Origin of the sequence: Micromonospora sp. DT227 (assembly GCF_049841835.1) — a bacterium.
Taxonomy (GTDB): Bacteria; Actinomycetota; Actinomycetes; order Mycobacteriales; family Micromonosporaceae; genus Micromonospora.
On sequence record NZ_JBNCLA010000010.1, the window covers coordinates 37,907 to 56,977 of the forward strand.

General features: G+C 76.5%; 6 protein-coding genes. All 6 read left to right on the forward strand.

The window, feature by feature from the left end:
- Window positions 1-90: 90 nt before the first annotated feature.
- Genes ACLQ2W_RS27640 through ACLQ2W_RS27665 form a run of 6 tightly spaced genes read left to right on the forward strand, consistent with a single transcriptional unit; the run spans window position 91 to window position 19,070 of the window.
- Window positions 91-3,558 carry an AMP-binding protein gene (locus tag ACLQ2W_RS27640; protein WP_425789998.1) on the forward strand — a complete coding sequence of 1,156 codons (3,468 nt, stop codon included), beginning with the start codon at window positions 91-93 and terminating at the stop codon, window positions 3,556-3,558.
- Entirely contained in the window at window positions 3,555-6,776 is a 3,222-nt protein-coding gene (locus ACLQ2W_RS27645; RefSeq protein ID WP_425790000.1) for a thioesterase domain-containing protein, read from the forward strand. The genes ACLQ2W_RS27640 and ACLQ2W_RS27645 overlap by 4 nt, the downstream gene beginning before the upstream one ends.
- Entirely contained in the window at window positions 6,773-9,079 is a 2,307-nt protein-coding gene (locus ACLQ2W_RS27650; RefSeq protein ID WP_425790002.1) for a lantibiotic dehydratase, read from the forward strand. Before ACLQ2W_RS27645 ends, ACLQ2W_RS27650 begins: the two co-directional genes overlap by 4 nt.
- On the forward strand, window positions 9,076-12,588 hold the full coding sequence (locus ACLQ2W_RS27655; protein WP_425790004.1) for an amino acid adenylation domain-containing protein: 3,513 nt from the start codon (window positions 9,076-9,078) through the stop codon (window positions 12,586-12,588). Before ACLQ2W_RS27650 ends, ACLQ2W_RS27655 begins: the two co-directional genes overlap by 4 nt.
- 32 nt (window positions 12,589-12,620) lie before the next feature.
- Complete coding sequence (locus ACLQ2W_RS27660) at window positions 12,621-18,083, forward strand: SDR family NAD(P)-dependent oxidoreductase (protein ID WP_425790006.1); 5,463 nt, start codon at window positions 12,621-12,623, stop codon at window positions 18,081-18,083.
- A 33-nt stretch (window positions 18,084-18,116) separates the two neighbouring features.
- Entirely contained in the window at window positions 18,117-19,070 is a 954-nt protein-coding gene (locus tag ACLQ2W_RS27665; protein WP_425790008.1) for a TauD/TfdA family dioxygenase, read from the forward strand.
- The last annotated feature ends 1 nt before the right edge of the window (window position 19,071 follow it).

The window sequence follows — 19,071 nt, forward strand, 5'->3', positions numbered from 1 at the left end:
TTCCAATGTGAAGTCCTGGGGGGGATCAATGGTCACATTCGTCGATTGCTGCTGCGCGCCCGCCGTCAGTGGAGCACATTCCGTTTCCTGATGGCAGAGACGATGATCATCAATCGTTTCAGCGCGGTCGCAGCGGTCCACGGTGGCCGTCCGGCCCTGCTCGGCGAGACCCACGAGGTCGGTTACGCCGAGTTGGCCGAGACGGCCGGGGGGTACGCTGCCGTGCTCGTCGCCGCCGGTTTCCGGCCCGGCGACCGCATCGCGCTGCTCACCGCGCACGGCGCGCCGACCGTCGCCGCGCTGCTCGGTACGCTGGCCGCCGGCTGCGCGTACGTGCCGCTGGACCCGGGTTTCCCGGTCGCCCGGCTGCGGCACATGGTCGCCGCCGCCGACGTCACCGCCGTGGCCTGCGCCGCCGAACACCGTGAACTGGCCCTGACGGTGGCCGACGGTCGTGCCGTGGTGCCCCTGGACGAGGTGCCGCCGGCCCCGCTGCGTCCGGTGCCGGTCGACCCGGACGCGCTGGCGTACGTGCTGTTCACCTCCGGCTCCACCGGCGTGCCCAAGGCGGTCGGGCAGACCCACCGCAACCTGGCGCACGTCGTCGACAACCAGATCGACGCGCTCGCCGTCGGCCCGGCCGACCGGCTCAGCCTGCTCGCCTCGTTCAGCTTCGACGCCGCCATCCCGGACCTCTACCCGGCGCTGCTCACCGGCGCCGCCGTCGTCCCGGTCGACCTGCGCCGGCACGGCCTCGCGTACGCGGTGGAGCAGCTCGACCGGCACGGCGTCACCGTGCTGCACTGCACGCCGACCGTCTACCGCTTCCTGCTCGACACGCTCGACGACCGGCGGCTGGCCACCGTGCGCGCGGTGCTGCTCGGCGGGGAACAGGCCACCTGGGCCGACGCGGCCCGCGGCCGGGACCGGTTCGCCGGCGACTGTGTGCTGGTCAACGGCTACGGCGCCACCGAGATGACGTTCGCCGCCCGGCACGTGCTGCCGCTGTCCGAGGTGGACCCGGCCACCGTCGGGCCGCTGCCGGTCGGCCACGCGTTCCCCGGCTACCACCTCGACCTCGCCCCGGGCACCGGCGAGATCGTGGTCCGCAGCCGGCACCTCGCCCCCGGCTACCTCAACCAGGACAGCGACCGGTTCGGCGTGGACGCCGACGGGACGCGGTCGTACCGCACCGGCGACCTCGGCGCGCGGCTGCCCGGCGGGGAACTGGTCTGCCTGGGCCGGCTCGACCGGCAGGTCAAGGTGCGCGGGCACCGGGTGGAGCTGACCGAGATCGAGACCGTGCTCGCCGCCCAGCCCGGCGTCGCCGGGGTCCGCGCCATCGCCCGCGACGGCGAGCTGCTCGCGTACGCCCGCCCGGCCGGCGCCCGCCCCGACCCGGCGGCGCTGCGCGCGGCGCTCGCCGCCGCGCTGCCCGACTACGCCGTGCCGCGCGCGGTGGTCGTGGTGGACGAGTTCCCGCTCACCGTCAGCGGGAAGGTCGACGAGCGGGCGCTGCCCGACCCGGTCGTCGAGGTGCCCGCCGGGGCGGCGCCGGCCACCGACACCGAACGCGTCGTGCACGACATCTGGTGCGCGGTGCTGGGCCGCCCGGCGGTCGGCCGCACCGACAGCTTCTTCGACGTGGGCGGGCAGTCGCTGCTGCTGGGCCGGGTGCAGCAGCAGATCGCCGAGCGGTTCGGCGTCCGGCTGCCGATGCTGCGCCTGTTCGACCACCCGACCGTGGCCACCCAGGCGGCGCTGCTCGACGCGCCGCCGGAGGCGGTCCGCGCCCCGGTGCTGCCCGCGCCCGCCGCGCCGGTCAGCGCGTCCCGCGAGTACACCGGCGACGAGATCGCCGTGGTCGGGATCGCCGGCCGGTTCCCCGGCGCGCCGGACGTGGCGACGTTCTGGTGGAACCTGTGCACCGGGGTCGACTCGGTGCACGACCACACCGACGAGGAGCTGGCCGCGCTCGGCATCGGGCCCCGGCTGCGCGCCGACCCCCGGCACGTCCGCGCCGCCGGCCGGCTCGACGGGGTGGCCGACTTCGACGCCGAGTTCTTCTCCTTCGGCGCCGACGAGGCCGCCCGCACCGATCCGCAGCACCGGCTCTTCCTGGAAACCGCGTGGGAGGCGCTGGAGGACGCCGGGCACGATCCGCAGCGCTTCCCCGGGCTGGTCGGCGTCTACGCGGCCACCTCCGCCAACCGGTACTTCCTGTTCCACCTGATGGACAACCCGGCGGTGGTCGGCGACGTCGACCCGGACGACTGGGAGGCGCGGCTCGTCGGCCGGCAGTTCCCCGACCACCTGCCCGGCCAGGTCGCCTACCGGCTCGGCCTGACCGGGCCGGCGCTGGCCGTGCAGAGCGCCTGCTCCAGCTCGCTGGTCGCGGTCTGCCTGGCCGCGCAGAGCCTCGCCGACTACCAGTGCGACCTGGCGCTGGCCGGCGGGTCCACGGTCATGTGGCCCCGGCACCGGGCCACGCCGGGCGGGCTCGCCTCCCCGGACGGCCGGTGCCGTGCCTTCGACGAGGCCGCGGAGGGCTCCGGGTTCGGCTCCGGCGCGGGCGTCGTCGCGTTGCGCCGGCTCGCCGACGCGCAGGCCGACGGCGACCGGATCTACGCGATCCTGCCCGGGTGGGCGGTCACCAACGACGGCCCGGACCGGGCCGGTTTCGCGGTGCCCGGCCCGGCCGGGCAGGCCGCCGCCGTGGCCAACGCGCTCGCCACCGCCGAGGTCGCCCCGGGCGAGGTCCGCCTCGTCGAGGGGCACGGCAGCGGCACGCCGCTCGGTGACGCCATCGAGGTGGCCGCGCTGCACGAGGTGTACGCCGGCGCCGCGCCGGCCGAGACGTGCGCGCTCGGCTCGGTGAAGACGAACATCGGCCACCTCGACGCCGCCGCCGGCGTCGCCGGGCTGATCAAGACCGTGCTGGCCGTCCGGCACGGCGTGATCCCGCCGAACCTGCACTTCACCCGCCCGCACCCGGAGATCGACCTGGCCGCCGGCCCGTTCTACGTGCCCACCAAGGCCCGGGACTGGCCGGACGGCGGACGCCGGGTGGCCGGGGTGAGCGCGTTCGGCCTGGGCGGCACGAACGCGCACGTGGTGGTGGAACAGCCGCCGCCGGTCGAGCCGGCCGACCCACCGGGGGAGGGGCCGTGGCTGCTGCCGGTCTCCGCGCGTACGCCGGCGGCGTTGCGGGCCGCGCTGGTCCGGCTGCGCACCCACCTGGCCGGCACCGCGCCGGCGCTGCCCGAGGTGGCCGCCACGCTGGCGCTCGGCCGTCGGCCGTTCGCGCACCGGGCGGCGGTGGTCGCCGCCGACCTGCCCGCCGCGTTGTCCGCGCTGGACGTGCTGCTCGACACCGACGCCCGGCTCGCCGGTGACGCCGGGCCGCTGCGCGAGACGGCCGCCGACTGGGTGGCCGGCCACGACATCGACTGGGACGCCCTGCACCCCGAGGGCACGGTCCGGCGTACCGGGCTGCCCACCTACCCGTTCCAGCGCCGCCGGCACTGGATCGATCCCGTGCAGAGAGGTCCGCGGTGAACTGGTTCGCCTCCACCGGAAGCCGCCCCGAGGCGCCGGTGCAGTTGTTCTGCCTGCCCTACGCCGGCGCGGGCGCCAGCGCGTTCCGGCACTGGCCGGCCGCGTTCGGTCCCGACGTCGAGGTGCTGCCGGTGCAGTTGCCCGGCCGGGAGAAGCGGATCAGCGAGGACCCGCACTTCACCGTCGCCGAGGTCACCGACGCCATCGCCGCCCGGGCCGACCGCCCGTACGCGATCTACGGCCACTCGATGGGCGGCCGGCTCGGGTTCGACGTGGTCCGCGAGCTGCGCCGTACCGGCCGTCCGCTGCCGCTGCGGCTCTACGTCGGGGGCGCCCGCGCGCCGCACATCACCGAGCCGGGCGGCTTCATCGGGCTGTCCCGGGTCAGCGACGACGAGCTGCTGCGCCGCCTCAGCGACGGCGGCGGCCTCCCCGCCGAGGCGTTCAACCACCCGGAGCTGCTGGAGCTGATGCTGCCGCTGCTGCGCGCCGACTTCGGCCGGGTCGACGACTACCGCCACGTCCCGGAGGATCCGCTGCCGGTGCCGATCATCGCGTTCGGCGGCGACGCGGACGCGGCGGTCACCCGCGCCCAGACCGCCGCCTGGGGCGAGCACACGGCGGCCGGGTTCACCATGCACGAGCTGTCCGGCGGGCACTTCTTCCTGCACGACCGGCTCGCCGAGATGGCCGCGCTGATCCGGGCCGACCTGGCCGCCGCGCCCGGCGCCACGACCGCCGCGTCCGGCGGCCTGACCGCCGCTACCGGCACCTCGACCACCGGGCCCGGCGTCGCCGCCGCCGGGCCCGGCACCTCGACCGCCCGCGCCGGAACTCCGGACGCGGGTCCGGGCCCGGTGCGCGCCGTCGGCCGCGGGACCGCCGGCGGTGCGCACCGGGTGCCGCTCGGGGACACCGGATGGTCCGTGTGGCGCGACGCGATGCTGCGGACCACCGGGTTCCCCGCCGACGGGCTGGTGGCGCTGAGCGCGCCCCGGGCCGCCGCCGCCGCCGACGCGCTGCTGGCCACCGGCACCGGCGAGGAACGGTTCGACACGGAGTTCGACGAGGCGGTGCGCGCCGGCGCCGCCCGGCTCAGCGCGTTGGCCACCGACCCGCTGCTGCGCGAGGCGGTCACCTGGCAGAACCGGGGCGCGCTGGTCGCGTTGGACGGGCTGGCCCGCGGCGGCGCCGACGCGCCCCGCAACGTGCGGCGACGGGACCGGGAACGGGCGCTGCTGAAGTACTGGCAGCGTTACTGCGGCAAGAACGAGACGGTCGGGTTCTTCGGGCCGGCCTGCTGGGTCACCGTCGACCCCGACCAGCCGGAGGTTGCCCTGGTCAACCCCGGGGAAGGGCTGACCGGGCGACGGTGGGTGTGGTTCGAGTCCTGGGCGCTGGCCGCGTACGCCGACCGGGTCGGCGCGGACCTGGCGGTCCGCCGCTGGTGGCCGCCGATGCTCCGGCCGCACCTGGCGATCCGGGACCGGGACGTGCTCCGGCCCGGCCGCCCGCCGCTGACGCTGACCCCGGTCGAGGCGGCGCTGCTGCGGGCCGCCGACGGCCGCCGCCACGCCGCCGCCCTGGTCACCGACCCGGCGATCGGGCTGCGCCGGCCCGAGGACGGCTACGCGCTGCTCGACCGGCTGGTGGAGCGGGAGCTGATCACCTGGGACGCGGCGCTGCCGGTGAGCCCGGACGCCGAGCGGGTGCTGGCCGAGCGGATCGATGCGATCGGTGACGAGCCGGCCCGCGCCGCCGCCCGCGCCGGCTTCGACCGGCTGTGCGCCGCCCGCGACGCGGTGGCCACGGCGGCCGGCGACCCGGACTCGCTGCGTGCCGCGCTGGACGCCCTCGACGCCACGTTCACCGAGCTGACCGGCGTGCCGGCGGTGCGCCGCGCCGGCCAGATGTACGCCGGCCGCACCATCTGCTACGAGGACACCGCCCGCGACCTGGACGTGGTCTTCGGCGCCCCGCTGCTGGCCGAGCTGGCCGCCCCGCTCGACGTGCTGCTGCGCGCCGCCCGCTGGCTGGCCAACGCGCTCGCCGACGCGTACCTGGCGGTGCTGCGCGGCCTGCACGACGAGCTGCGCGCCGAGTCCGGTGGCCCGGTGGCGCTGGCCGACCTGTGGTTCCTGGCCCAGGGCCTGTTCTGGGGCGGCGGCGAACGGCCCGTCGACGCGGTCGCCGCCGACTTCGCCGCCCGGTGGGCCGGCCTGTTCGGCCTGGACACGCTGCCCGCCGGCACCACCGACGTGCGGCTGCGCGCGGCCGACCTGGCCGAGAAGATCGACGCGGTCTTCCCGGGCACCCGGCCGACCTGGTCGAACGCCGCCATGCACAGCCCCGACCTGCAGATCTGCGCCACCGACGAGGCGGCGCTGCGGCGCGGCGACTACACCGTGGTGCTCGGCGAGCTGCACGCCGCCTGGTCCTCGTTCGACTGCGCGGTCTTCACCCCGTCGCATCCGGACGTCGAGCGGCTGCGCGACGCGCTGGCGGCGGACCTCGGTGAGCGGCGCGTCCGGCTGCTGTTCCCGGCCGACTGGCCGCGCCGCACCAGCCGCACCGCCGAGTCGCTGACCGGCCCGACCGACCGGCAGCTCGCCTTTCTCGACGCGCCCGGCACGGACCCGGCCCGGGTCCTGCCGACGGTGGACCTCACCGTCGACGACGTGGACGGCGAGCTGGTCGCCACCGCCTCGGACGGGCAGCGCTGGCCACTCGCGGAGATCTTCGCCGAGCCGTTCAGCGCGCACGCCGTGGACGGCTTCAAACTGGTCGCCGCCGCGCCGTACACGCCACGGATCACGGTGGACCGGCTGGTGGTGGCGCGGCAGACCTGGCGGACCACGGTCGGGGAGAGCGGCCTGGCCGCCGTCACCGGCGAACGGCAGCGGTTCCTGGCCGTGCGCGCCTGGCGTCGCCGGCTCGGGCTGCCCGAGCGGGTCTACGTCAAGCTCGGCACCGAGACCAAGCCCTGCTTCGTGGACCTGGCCGCGCCGGGGTTCGCCGCGATGCTCTGCGCGTTGGTGCGCGCCGCCCGGGTCGACGGCGGCGACGACGTCTCGCTCACGGTCAGCGAGATGCTGCCCGACCCGGAGCAGGCGTGGGTGCCCGACGGCGCGGGGCGCCGCTACTTCAGCGAGCTGCGCCTGCACCTCACCGACGCCGGAGCGCTCGGCACCGACACCCGAGTGGAGGAGGCACGATGAGCCATCTGCTGCCCCTGGGCGCGACCGGCTGGTCGGTGTGGCGGGACGTGGTGCTGCGGACCGCCGGGTTCCCGGCCGCCGGTCTGGACCGGTTCGCCGCGCCCGGCTGCGCGGTCGCCGCGGACGCGCTGCTGGCGGGCGCGAGCAGCGCCGAGGTGTTCGACAAGACGCTGGGTGAGGCGTTCGCCGAGTCGTCCGCGGTGGCCGGCGAACTCGCCGCCGACCCGCTGCTGCGCGAGGCGGTCACCTGGCAGAACCCGGACATGCTCATCGCGTTGGACGGTCTGCTGCGCACCGACCCGCAGGTGCGCAACGTGCGCCGGCGCAAGCGGGAGCTGAGCCTGTTGCGCTACTGGCAGCGGTACTGCGGCAAGGCGGAGACCATCGGCTTCTTCGGCCCGGTCTGCTGGGGCACGTTCGACCCGGCCGTGCCCGGGGTACGGACCGTGCCGGGCGCCGCGCTGGTGCGCCGCCGCCGGGTGTTCTTCGAGGCGTGGGCGCTCATCGCGTACGCCGACCGGCTCGCCGACGACCTGGCGGTGCGCCGCTGGTGGGCGCCGGCGCGGCAACCGCACCTGACCGTGGTCGGGCGGGAGCTGCGCTGGCCGCTGCACCCGCCGATCGCGCTGACGCCGGTCGAGGCCCGGCTGCTCGCCGCCGCCGACGGGCGTACCCCGGCGGTCGAGCTGGCCGAGCGGCTGTGCGCCGAGGGTGTGGTGCACGGCGTCGACGACGTCTACCTGCTGCTCGACCGGTGGGTGGAACGCGGCCAGTTGAGCTGGGGCGCGAACCTGCCGGTCGCCCCGGACGCGGAGGACGTGCTCGCCGCGCGGATCGCCGCGATCGGTGACGAGCCGGTGCGCGCCGCCACGGCGGCCGAGTTCGACCGGCTCCGCGCCGCCCGCGACGAGGTGGCCGCCGCGGCCGGCGACCCGGACCGGCTCGGTGCCGCGCTCGCCGCGCTCAACGCCGGGTTCACCGCCGTCACCGGCCGTCCGGCCACCCGCAACAGCGGACAGATGTACGCCGGCCGCACCATCTGCTACGAGGAGACCGCCCGTGACCTGGACTTCCAGGTCGGCGCCGCGGTCACCGAGGCGCTCGCCGAGCCGCTCGCGGTGGTGCTGCGCACGGCCCGCTGGTTCACCGTCGAGGTCGCCGAGCGCTGCGCCGGGCTCTTCACCGAGCTGCACGAGGAACTGGCGACCGGCGGCGAGCCGGTGCGGCTGGCCGACCTGTGGCTGCTGGCCCAGGGCACGCTGATCGCGTCGGACGGCCCGATCGCCGGGGCCGGCGCGGAACTCACCCGCCGGTGGGCCGAGCTGTTCGACCTGCGTGACCTGCCCGCCGACCAGGCGGAGCTGCGGGTCCGCGCGGCGGACCTGGCCGGGCGGGTGGCGGAGCTGTTCCCGGCGTCGGGGCCCGGCTGGCCGTCGGCCCGGCTGCACAACCCGGACGTCCAGCTCAGCGCCGCGTCCCCGGAGGCGGTCGCGCGGGGCGACTTCCTGCTCGTGCTCGGTGAGCTGCACCCGGCCACCGTCGCGTTCGACAGCGCGGTGCTCAGCCCGTTCCACAGCGACCCGGCGGCGTTGCGCGCCGACCTCGACGCCGACCTGGGCCCGGTACGGCTGCGGGTGCTCTGGCCGGAGAGCTTCCCCCGGCGGACCACCCGCACCACGTACGCGCTGACCGGCCCGGCGGACCGCCAGCTCGGCATCGACACCGCGCACGGCGCCGACGCCGACCGCCTGGTCCCGGCCACCGCGGTGCTGGTGGAGCGCGCCGGCGACCGGCTCACCGCGGTCTTCCCCGACGGCGCCCGCTGGCCGCTGATGGAGGTCTTCGCCACGCTGCTCGGCTCGCTGCTGCTGGACGCGTTCAAGCTGTTCGGCGCCGCGGCGCACACGCCCCGGATCACCATCGACCGGCTGGTGGTGGCGCGGCGCACCTGGCGCACCACGGCCGGCGCGTGCGGGCTCGGCGGTCACGCCGACGAGACCGCCCGCTACCTGGCGGTACGCCGTTGGCGGGCGGCCACCGACCTGCCCGAGCGGGTGTTCGTCAAGATCGGCACCGAGATCAAACCCTGCTACGTGGACCTGACCGGCCCGCTGTACGCGCAGTCGCTCTGCGCCATGGTGGACGCCGCGCTGCGCACCGGCCCGGACGTGCCGGTGGTGGTCTCCGAGCTGCTGCCGGCCCCCGACGAGGCGTGGGTGCCCGACGCCCGGGGCCGCGGCTACGTCAGCGAACTCCGCCTCCAGATCACCGATCCGGCCGAGCACCTGGGAGCACACCGGTGACCCACACCCTGACCGTCAGCGCCGTCTCCGGGCCGGACCTGCCCTGGCCGGACGCCACCCTCGCCGACCTGATCACCGACCGGGCGGCCCGCGTCCCGGACGCGGTGGCGGTGCGCCAGTGGGACACCCGGCTCACCTACCGGCAGCTCGTCGACCGGGCCGCCGGGGTGGCCGCCGCGCTGCGCGCGCACGGTGTCGGCCGCGGCGACCGGGTCGGGGTGTGCGGCGCGCGTACCCCCGACCTGGTGGTCACCGTGGTCGGCGTGCTGCTGGCCGGCGCCGCGTACGTGCCGCTGGAGCCGGGCGGCCCGCGCGACCGGCTGCGGGAGATCGTCCGCGACGCGGACATCCGGGTGGTGGTCGGCGACGCGGCGGCGACCGAGTTCGGCGCCGAGCCCGGCGTCGAGGCGCTCGGCCTGCCCGGTCCCGCCCCGCTCGCGCCCTGCCCGGCCCGCCCCGGCGACCCGGCGTACGTGCTGTTCACCTCCGGCTCCACCGGCCGCCCCAAGGGCGTGCTCACCACGCACCGCAACGCGGTCCAGTTCGTCACCGGCGTCACGGCGCTGACCGGCGCGGACGCGACCACGCGCAGCCTCGGCATCGCCTCGCTCGGCTTCGACGCGGCCACCATGGACCTGTTCGTGCCGCTGATCCTCGGCGGCACGGTGCAGCTGCTCGGCACCGACGACCGGGCCGACCCGGTGCGGCTCGCCCGGTTCGTCGCCGCGCACGAGGTGAACTGGGGGTTCGTCACCCCCACCGTGCTGGCCCTGCTCGACCCGGCGGACCTGCCGTCGTGGCGGGTGCTGCTCTGCGGCGGCGAGGCGGTCCCGGCCGAACTGGCCGCCCGCTGGGCGCCGGGCCGGCGGTTCCTCAACGGCTACGGCCCGACCGAGACCACCGTGCTGGTGGTCCTCGGCGACCTCACCCCGGCCGACGCCGACCCGGCGCCGATCGGCCGGCCGCTGGCCAACCACCGCGCGTACGTGGTCGACGCCGACCTGCGGCCGGTGCCGCCGGGGGAGACCGGTGAGCTGCTGATCGGCGGCCCGGGCCTGGCCGACGGCTACCTCAACCGGCCCGGCCTGACCGCCGAGCGGTTCGTGCCCGATGAGTTCGGCGCGGTCCCCGGCGAGCGGCTCTACCGCACCGGCGACCTGGTCCGGCAGGCGCCGGACGGCCGGATCGTCTACCTCGGCCGGGCCGACCGGCAGGTCAAGGTGCGCGGCCAGCGCATCGAGCTGGGCGAGATCGAGGCGGTGCTGGCCGACCACCCCGGCGTCGAGCGGGCCGCCGTGGAGGCGCTGCCCGGCCCGGCCGGCACCGAGCTGGTCGCGTTCCTCGCTCCGGCCGGCGCGCCGGACGACGACGCGCTGCGGGCGTACGCCGAGCAGCGGTTGACCACCGCGATGCTGCCGGCCCGGACGGTGCGGCTGGCCGCGCTGCCGGCCAGCCCGGTCACCGGCAAGCTGGACCGGTCCGCGCTGCGCGAGCTGGCCACGGCCGCCGCGCCGGTCCACGACGTGCCCGACGACCTGCCCGACGGCGGCGACCCGGTGGCGGCGGCGGTCCGGCGGGTCTGGACCCGGCTGCTCGGCGCGGTCCCCACCCCGGACGCCGACTTCCTCGCCGCCGGCGGCAACTCGGTCGCCGCGATGCGGCTGGTCGCCGCGCTGCGCGCGGAGACCGGCCGGCAGGTGGACACCCGGGTGCTGTTCACCGACCGCACGTTCGCCGCGCTGGTGGACCGGGTCCGGGCCGCCGACCCGGCCGGCGGCGACGGGCTGACCACCGGTAACCCGCCCACGCTGTCGCCGCCGCAGCGGCGGCTGTGGTTCATGGACCAGCTCGCGCCCTCCAGCGCGCCCTACAACATCGCGGTCGCGCACCGGCTGCGCGGGCCGCTCGACACCGGCGCGCTCGGCGCCGCGCTGCGCGCCGTGGCCGAGCGCCACGACGTGCTGCGCTGGCGCATCCCGCAGCAGGGCGGCGTGCCGTACGCGGTCCGCGAGGAACCGACCGACGTGGCCGTGCCGGTGGTCGACCTGACCACCGCCGCCGACCCGGACACCGAGCTGGCCACCATGCTCACGGCCGGCGCCGGGCACGCGTTCGACCTGGCCACCGGCCCGCCCTGGCAGGTCACCGCCTACCGGCTCGCGGCCGAGGAGCACGTGCTGGCGGTGACCGTGCACCACGCGGTCTTCGACGGCTGGTCCGAGGCGCTGCTCTACGACGAGCTGGCCGCCGCGTACGCCCGCGCGCTCGGCCGGCCGACGCCGGGCCGCCCGCCGCTGCCCGCCACGTACGCCGACTACGCGGTCTGGCGCGAAGAACGCGACAGGCGTCGGGGCGAGGCCGACCTGGCCTGGTGGACCGGGCACCTGGCCGGCGCGCCGACCGTGCTGGAGCTGCCCCGCGACCGGCCCCGCCCGGCCGTGCAGACGTACGCCGGCGCGGAGGCCGCGGTCCGGCTGGACGCCGCCGCCGACCGGTCGGTACGCGACCTGGCCGCCCGGCGCGGCACGACCGTCGCGGCGGTGCTGCTGGCCGGCTTCGGTGAGCTGCTGCGCCGGCTCACCGGCGGCGACGACCACGTGCTCGGCGCGATCGTCGCGGACCGGCGGCTGGCCGCGTTCGACGAGGTGATCGGCTTCTTCATCGACACCGTGCCGGTGCGGGTGCGCGCCGGCGGCAGCTTCGCCGCGCAGGTCGACCGGTGCGCCGTCGAGCTGCACGAGGTCACCGCGCATCCGGGCGCGCCGCTGGAACGCCTCGTCGAGGCGCTCGGCGTCGGCCGGGACACCTCCCGCGCCCCGCTGGTGCAGGTGCTGTTCAACGTGCTCAACTTCGTCCCGCCCCGGCTGGCGCTGGCCGACCTGACCGTCGAGCCGGTGCCGGTGCCGAAGCCCGGCTCGCCGTTCGACCTGACCGTCTACGTGGTGGAGCGGGACGGGCGGGCCGGCGTCGAGGTGGTCTACAACCCGGACCTGTTCGACGGCGACCGGATCACCGCGCTGCTGGCCGACCTGGCCGCCCTGGTCGGCGCGCTCGCCGCCGACCCGGACGCGCCGGCCGGCGAGGTGGCCCCCGAGCTGCCCCGCCCGGCGGTCCGGGTGGCCGCGCTGGGCGCGATGACGGTGGCCGCCGCCGAGCCGGCCCGGGCGCCGCTGCCGGTCGGGTCGGACGCGCTCACCGGGACCGAGGAGCTGATCGCCGGCATCTGGCGGGACGTGCTCGACCGGGAGACGGTCGGCGTCACGGACAACTTCTTCGACATCGGCGGTCACTCGATGGCGCTCGCCGCCGTGCACGCCCGGCTCGTCGAGGCCACCGGCCGCTCGATCACCATGCTCGACCTGTTCCGCCACCCGACCGTGCGGGCGCTCGCCGCCAGCCTCGACGGCGCCGCCGACCGGCCCGAGCTGGCCCGCGCCGCGATGCGCGCGGCCGCCCGGCGGGGCCGCGCCCGCCGTACCCCGCCACCCCGCCGACCGCACCAGCCGTGATGCCGCAACCCCTTGTGAATGAAGGACCTCCCATGCAGAACGACATTTCCGCCGCCGCCGACGACGGCATCGAGCCCATCGCGATCGTCGGGCTGGCCGCCCGCCTGCCCGGCGCGGCCGACATCGACGAGTTCTGGCGCAACCTGGTCGACGGCGTGGAGTCGACGACCGAGCTGACCCGCGAGGAGCAGCTCGCCCGGGGCGTCAGCGCCGACGAGGTCGACGACCCGAGCTGGGTGAACCGGGCCCCGCTCGTCGACGGCTACGACGAGTTCGACGCCGGCCTGTTCGGGATGACCGCCCGCGAGGCCGAGACCACCGACCCGCAGCACCGGCTGTTCCTGGAGACCTGCTACACCGCGTTGCAGGACGCCGGCTACGACCCGGGTCGCTACGACGGCGCGGTCGGCGTCTACGCCGGCAGCGGCGGCACCACCTACCTCAACCGCTACGTGCTGCGCAACAAGCGCGTCGGCGGCAACCCGCACGGCGCGGTCTCCATCGCCACCGGCAACTCGCCGAACTACGTGGCCACCAACGTGTCGTACCGGCTGGACCTGCGCGGCCCGAGCATGACCGTGCACACCGCCTGCTCGACCTCGCTCGTCGCGTTCCACCTGGCCTGCGAGGCGCTGCGCAACGGCGAGTGCGACATGGCGCTCGCGGGCGGCGTCAACATCGAGCTGCCGCACGCCGGCTACCTGGGCATGGACGGCTTCACCTCGCCGGACGGCCGGTGCCGGCCGTTCGACGCCGACGCCAACGGCACGGTGTGGGGCAGCGGTGTCGGCGTCACGCTGCTCAAGCGTCTCTCCGACGCGATCGCCGACGGCGACACGATCCGCGCGGTGGTGCTCGGCAACGCGATCAACAACGACGGCGCCGGGAAGGTCGGCTTCACCGCCCCCAGCATCGACGGGCAGATGGAGGCCGTCGCCCAGGCCGTCGGGCTGGCCGGGATCGACCCGCGCACCATCAGCTACGTCGAGGCGCACGGCACCGGCACCGCGCTGGGCGACCCGATCGAGGTCGCCGCGCTCTCCGCCGTCTACACCAAGGACACCGACGACCGGGGCTGGTGCGGCATCGGCTCGGTGAAGTCCAACATCGGCCACCTCAGCCAGCCCTCCGGCATCGTCAGCGTGATCAAGGCGGTGCTCGCCATGGAACACGGGCTGATCCCGCCGACCATCAACTACGAGTCGCCGAACCCGGCCATCGACTTCGCCGACACCCCGTTCTACGTGGCGAACACGCTGACCAAGTGGGACGCCGACGGCGGGCCGCGCCGGGCCGGGGTCAGCTCGTTCGGCATCGGCGGCACCAACGCGCACGTGGTGCTGGAGGAGGCGCCGGCCGCGTACCGGGCCGAGCGGCGGGTGCGCCCGGCGCACCTGCTCCAGGTGTCGGCGAAGACCCCGACCGCGCTGGACACCGCCGTGCGCGACCTCGCCGACCACCTGGAGCGCGCCACCGCCGGCGGCCCCGACCTGCTCGCCGACGTCGCGCACACGCTGCGCGTCGGCCGGCAGCGGTACGCCCACCGCGCCGCCGTGGTCGCCGGCGACCCGCAGACCGCCGCCGCCGCGCTGCGCGACCGCCGCAAGGCGCACCGGGGCGTCGCCGACGGCCCCGCCCCCCGGGTGGCCTTCCTGTTCAGCGGGCAGGGCTCGCAGTACGCCGGCATGGGCGCCGAGCTGTATGCCGAGGACCCGGCGTTCGCCGCCGCCGTGGACGAGTGCGCCGAGCTGCTCCGCGGTGAGCTGGGCCTGGACATCCGGGACCTGATCCTGGGCCGGGACCCGGAGGCGGCGACGAAGCTCACCGAGACCCGCTGGACCCAGCCGGCCCTGTTCACCGTCGAGTACGCCCTGGCCGCCGCCTGGCGGGCCGCCGGCGTCACCCCGGCCGCGATGGTCGGCCACTCGATCGGCGAGTACGTCGCCGCCACGCTCGCCGGCGTGCTCGACCTGGCCGACGCGCTGAAGGTGGTGGCCGCCCGGGGCCGGCTCATGCACGCGCTGCCGGCCGGGTCCATGCTGGCCGTCACGCTCGACGAGTCGGCGGTGGCCGAGCGGCTGCCCGAGGGCCTGTCGGTGGCGACCGTGAACGGCCCCGGCACCTGCGTGGTGGCCGGCGAGACCGCGCTGGTCGAGGCGTTCGCGGAGAGCCTGGGCAGCAAGCAGAAGTCGAAGCTGCTGCGCACCTCGCACGCGTTCCACTCGCCGATGATGGACCCGATCCTGGACGAGTTCACCGCGTTGATGGCGAGCGTGCCGCTGCGCGCGCCGGCGGTGCCGTTCGTGTCAAACGTGACCGGCACCTGGATCACCGAGGCGGAGGCCACCGACCCGGCGTACTGGGCCGCGCACCTGCGCCGGCCGGTCCGCTTCGGCGCGTGCGTGGCCACGCTGCTCGCCGAGGGCACCTGGGCGCTCGTCGAGTGCGGCCCCGGCCGGCAACTGGCCAACCTGGCCCGGATGCAGGTCGCGAAGGCCGGCGAGGCGCAGCGCGCGCTCACCCCGCTGGGCAGCCTGCCCGGCCCGGGGGAGCCGGTCGGTGACCTGGCCACGCTGCTCGGCACCGCCGGCGCGCTCTGGTGTGCCGGCGTGCCGGTGACGCTCGCCGTCGACCCCGACGCGCGGCGGGTGCCGCTGCCCACGTACCCGTTCGAGCGTCGCCGCTACTGGGTCGAGCCGGACCCGGTGGAGCAGGTGGCGGCGGCCCCGGCCGAGACCGGCCCCCGTCCGCTGCCGGAGTGGTTCGCGGTGCCGGTGTGGCGGCAGGCCGCGCCGGCCCGGACCGTCGAGCCGCTGGGCCGGTGCCTGGTGCTGGCCGACGGCCCGCGCGGCGAGGCGCTCGTCGCGGCGTTGCGGGCCGCCGGCGACGACCCGGTCGAGGTACGCGTCGGCGGCGTGTTCGCCGCCACCGCCAACGGCTTCCGGCTGCGCCCCGGCGCCCGCGAGGACGCCGAGGCGCTTGTCGCCGCGCTCGGCGCGGACCTGCCCCGGCGGATCGTGCACGCGTTCGCGCTGGACGGCGAGCCGGCCGGCACCGACATCCCCGCCGCCTGGGCCGCCCAGGAGCGCGGCTTCTTCGGCGCGCTGCACCTGGTGCAGGCGCTCGCCGGCGCCGGCCTGACCAGCGACGAGGCGGGCGTCCGGCTCGACCTGGTCACCGCCGGCATCGGTGACGTGCGCGGCGACGACCTGGTCCGGCCGGAGCACGCCGCGCTGGCCGGCCTGGCCCGGGTGCTGCCGGCCGAGCTGCCCGGCCTGACCGTCCGGCTGCTCGACGCCGACCCGGCCGCGCGCGGCGTGGCCGCCCTCGCGGTGGAGCTGCGCAGCCCGGTCGACCCGGAGCACCCGGAGGTGGCGCTGCGCCGCGACCGGCGCTGGGTGGGCGGCTACGAGCAGGTGACAGTGGCCGCCGAGGACGAGCCGGGCGTGCTGCGCGAGGAGGGCCGCTACCTGATCACCGGCGGTCTCGGCGGCATCGGCGTCACGTTGGCCGAGGACTTCGCCCGCCGGGCCCGCGCCAAGCTGGTGCTGCTGGCCCGCTCCGGTCTGCCCGAGCGCGACGACTGGGACGCGCACCTGGCGGTGCACGGTGGCGCCGACCGGGCCGGCCGGGCCATCGCGGCGATCCGCCGGATGGAGGCGGCCGGCGCCGAGGTGCTGGTGCTCGCCGCGGACGTCACCGACGCGGACGACCTGCGTCGGGTACGCGCGGAGGCAGAGCGCCGGTTCGGCGGGCTGGACGGCATCGTGCACGCCGCCGGCCTGCCCGGCGGCGGCATGGCCGAGGTCAAGGAGCGGGCCGAGGCGGAGCGGGTGCTCGCCCCGAAGCTGGCCGGCACGCTGGCCCTGGCCCAGGTCTTCGGCGACCTGCCGCTGGACTTCGTGGTGCTCTGCTCGTCGATCACGGCGGTGATCGGCGGCTTCGGTCAGGTCGACTACTGCGCCGCGAACAACGTGCTGGACGCGTTCGCGCGCTCCGGCGCCGGGTTCCGCGCGCCGGTGGTGTCGCAGAACTGGGGCGGCTGGGCCGAGGTCGGCATGGCCGTGGAGACGGCCGCGCCGGCCGCGTTCCGGGCCGCCGGTCGGGACACCCTGACCAGCCCGGTCACCCACCCGGTGCTGACCACCATGGTCACCGGCCCGGACGGCGTCGTGCTGCACGGCCTGGTCGCGGCCGACACCCACTGGCTGCTCGACGAGCACCGGATCGGCGGGGTGCCGGTGGTGCCGGGCACCGCCCACCTGGAGGCGGTGCGCGCCGCCGTGGTCGCCGCGCTGCCCGCGCCGGCCCCGGACGCCGCGGTGGAGCTGCGTGACGTGGTCTTCCTGGAGCCGTTCTCGGTGCCGGACGGCACCGTCGCGCAGTACCGGGTGGAGCTGGCCCCGACCGAGGAGGGCGTGGACTTCACCGTGGCCAGCCTCGCCGCCGGGCGGCTGCGCGCCCACGTGCGGGGCACGGCCGGCTGGACCACCGAGCCCGCGCCGCCGGCCGTCCCGGCCGAGGTGGCCGGCCGGCGGGTCGACGACGACGCCTCGTTCGGCCGGGGCCGCACCAGCATGCTCACGTTCGGGCCGCGCTGGGCGGCGCTGGCCGAGCACCACCTCGCCGACGGCGAGGAGCTGGCCCGGGTGGAGGCGCCCGCCGCGGCGCTGGCCGACCTGCCGTCCTGGGGGATGCACCCGGCGCTGCTCGACGTGGCCACCGCGTTCGGCCGGGGGCAGGGCGACGGCACGTACCTGCCGCTGTCGTACGGCCGGATCACGGTGCGCGGGACGCTGCCGGCGACGTTCCACAGTCACCTGCGGCACCGGCCGGCCGCCACCGACGAGGTGGTCGCCGCCGACCTGTCGCTGCGCGACCCGGACGGTCGGGAACTGGTCGCGATCAGCGACTTCGTGCTGCGCCGGGTCGACCAGAGCGCGGTCACCGGCAACCTCGCCGAGGCCCCGGCGGCGGCCGACGCGCCGGACGCGGTCACCGAGGACATCCGGCCGGTCGACGGCGCGGAGGCGTTCCGCCGCAGCCTCGGCGCGGGCCTCGGCGCCCAGGTGGTGATCGCCACCCGCACGGTCGCCGACATCCGGCGTCGGGCCGCCCGGGTCACCACGGACAGCCTGGCGGAGGAGACCGACGCCCCGGTCGTCGCGTCGGCCGCCACCGGCGGCGGCTCGGCCGCCCCGCGTACCGAGCTGGAGAAGACCGTCGCCCAGGTGTGGCAGGACGGCCTCGGCGTCACCGACGTCGGCGTGGACGACGACTTCTTCGCCCTCGGCGGCAACTCGCTGGTCGCCGTGCAGCTCATCGCCGCGATGCGCAAGGCGACCGGGGTGCGGCTGCCGATGCGCAGCCTCTTCGAGACCCCCACCGTGGCCGGCCTGGCGGCCCGGATCGAGGAGCTGCGCGCCGAGGCGCCCGCCGACCAACCGGCCGCCCCGGCGGCGATCCCGGCCATTCCGCGGCTGCCCCGCGGCTGACATCCCCCCGACGGAACAAGGAGACACCGCACCATGAGCGAGACAACCGCCACGCTCCCGGTGGTCGTCGAGAACGACGGCCGGGCGCTGACCGACCTGATCGCGGCCCGGCGCGCCGAGCTGCGGGACACGCTCGTCGCCAGCGGCGGGCTGCTGTTCCGCGGCTTCGACCTCGGCGGCGTGGACGGCTTCGACGCCGCCGTGCGCGCGCTGGCCGGCGAGCCGCTGACCTACACCGAGCGTTCCTCGCCCCGGCACTCCATCAAGGGCCGGGTCTACACCTCGACCGACTACCCGCCGGACGAGGAGATCTTCCTGCACAACGAGAACTCGTACCAGGCGCGGTGGCCGTTGACGTTGTTCTTCTACTGCGTCACCCCGCCGGAGACCCGGGGCGCCACCCCGCTGGCCGACGTGCGCCGGGTGTACGAGCTGATCGACCCCGCGGTCCGGGAGGAGTTCGTCAGGCGTCGCTGGATGCTGATGCGTAACTTCCACGGCGACTTCGGCACCCGCTGGCAGGAGGTGTTCAACACGGAGAGCCGCGCCGAGGTGGAGGCGTACGCGGCGGCCAACGGCATCACCGTGGAGTGGGTCGGCAAGGACGGCCTGCGCACCCGCGCGGTCCGGAACGCGGTGCACCACCGGCCCGGCTCGGACACGCCGCGCTGGTTCAACCACGCCACCTTCTTCCACCTGAGCACGCTGCCGGCGGACTACCAGGAGGGGCTGCTGGCCATGTTCGGCGCCGACGGGCTGCCGTCGAACACCTACTACGGCGACGGCGGCGAGATCCCCGCCGACGTCATGGACCACCTGCGGGCCGCCTACCGGGCGGCCACGGTCCGCTTCGACTACCAGCGCGACGACGTGCTGGTGGTCGACAACATGACCGCCGCGCACGGCCGGGAGCCGTTCACCGGCCCCCGCAAGATCGCCGTGGCGATGGCCGAGGCGTACACCCCCGACACCGCTGGAGCGAACTGAC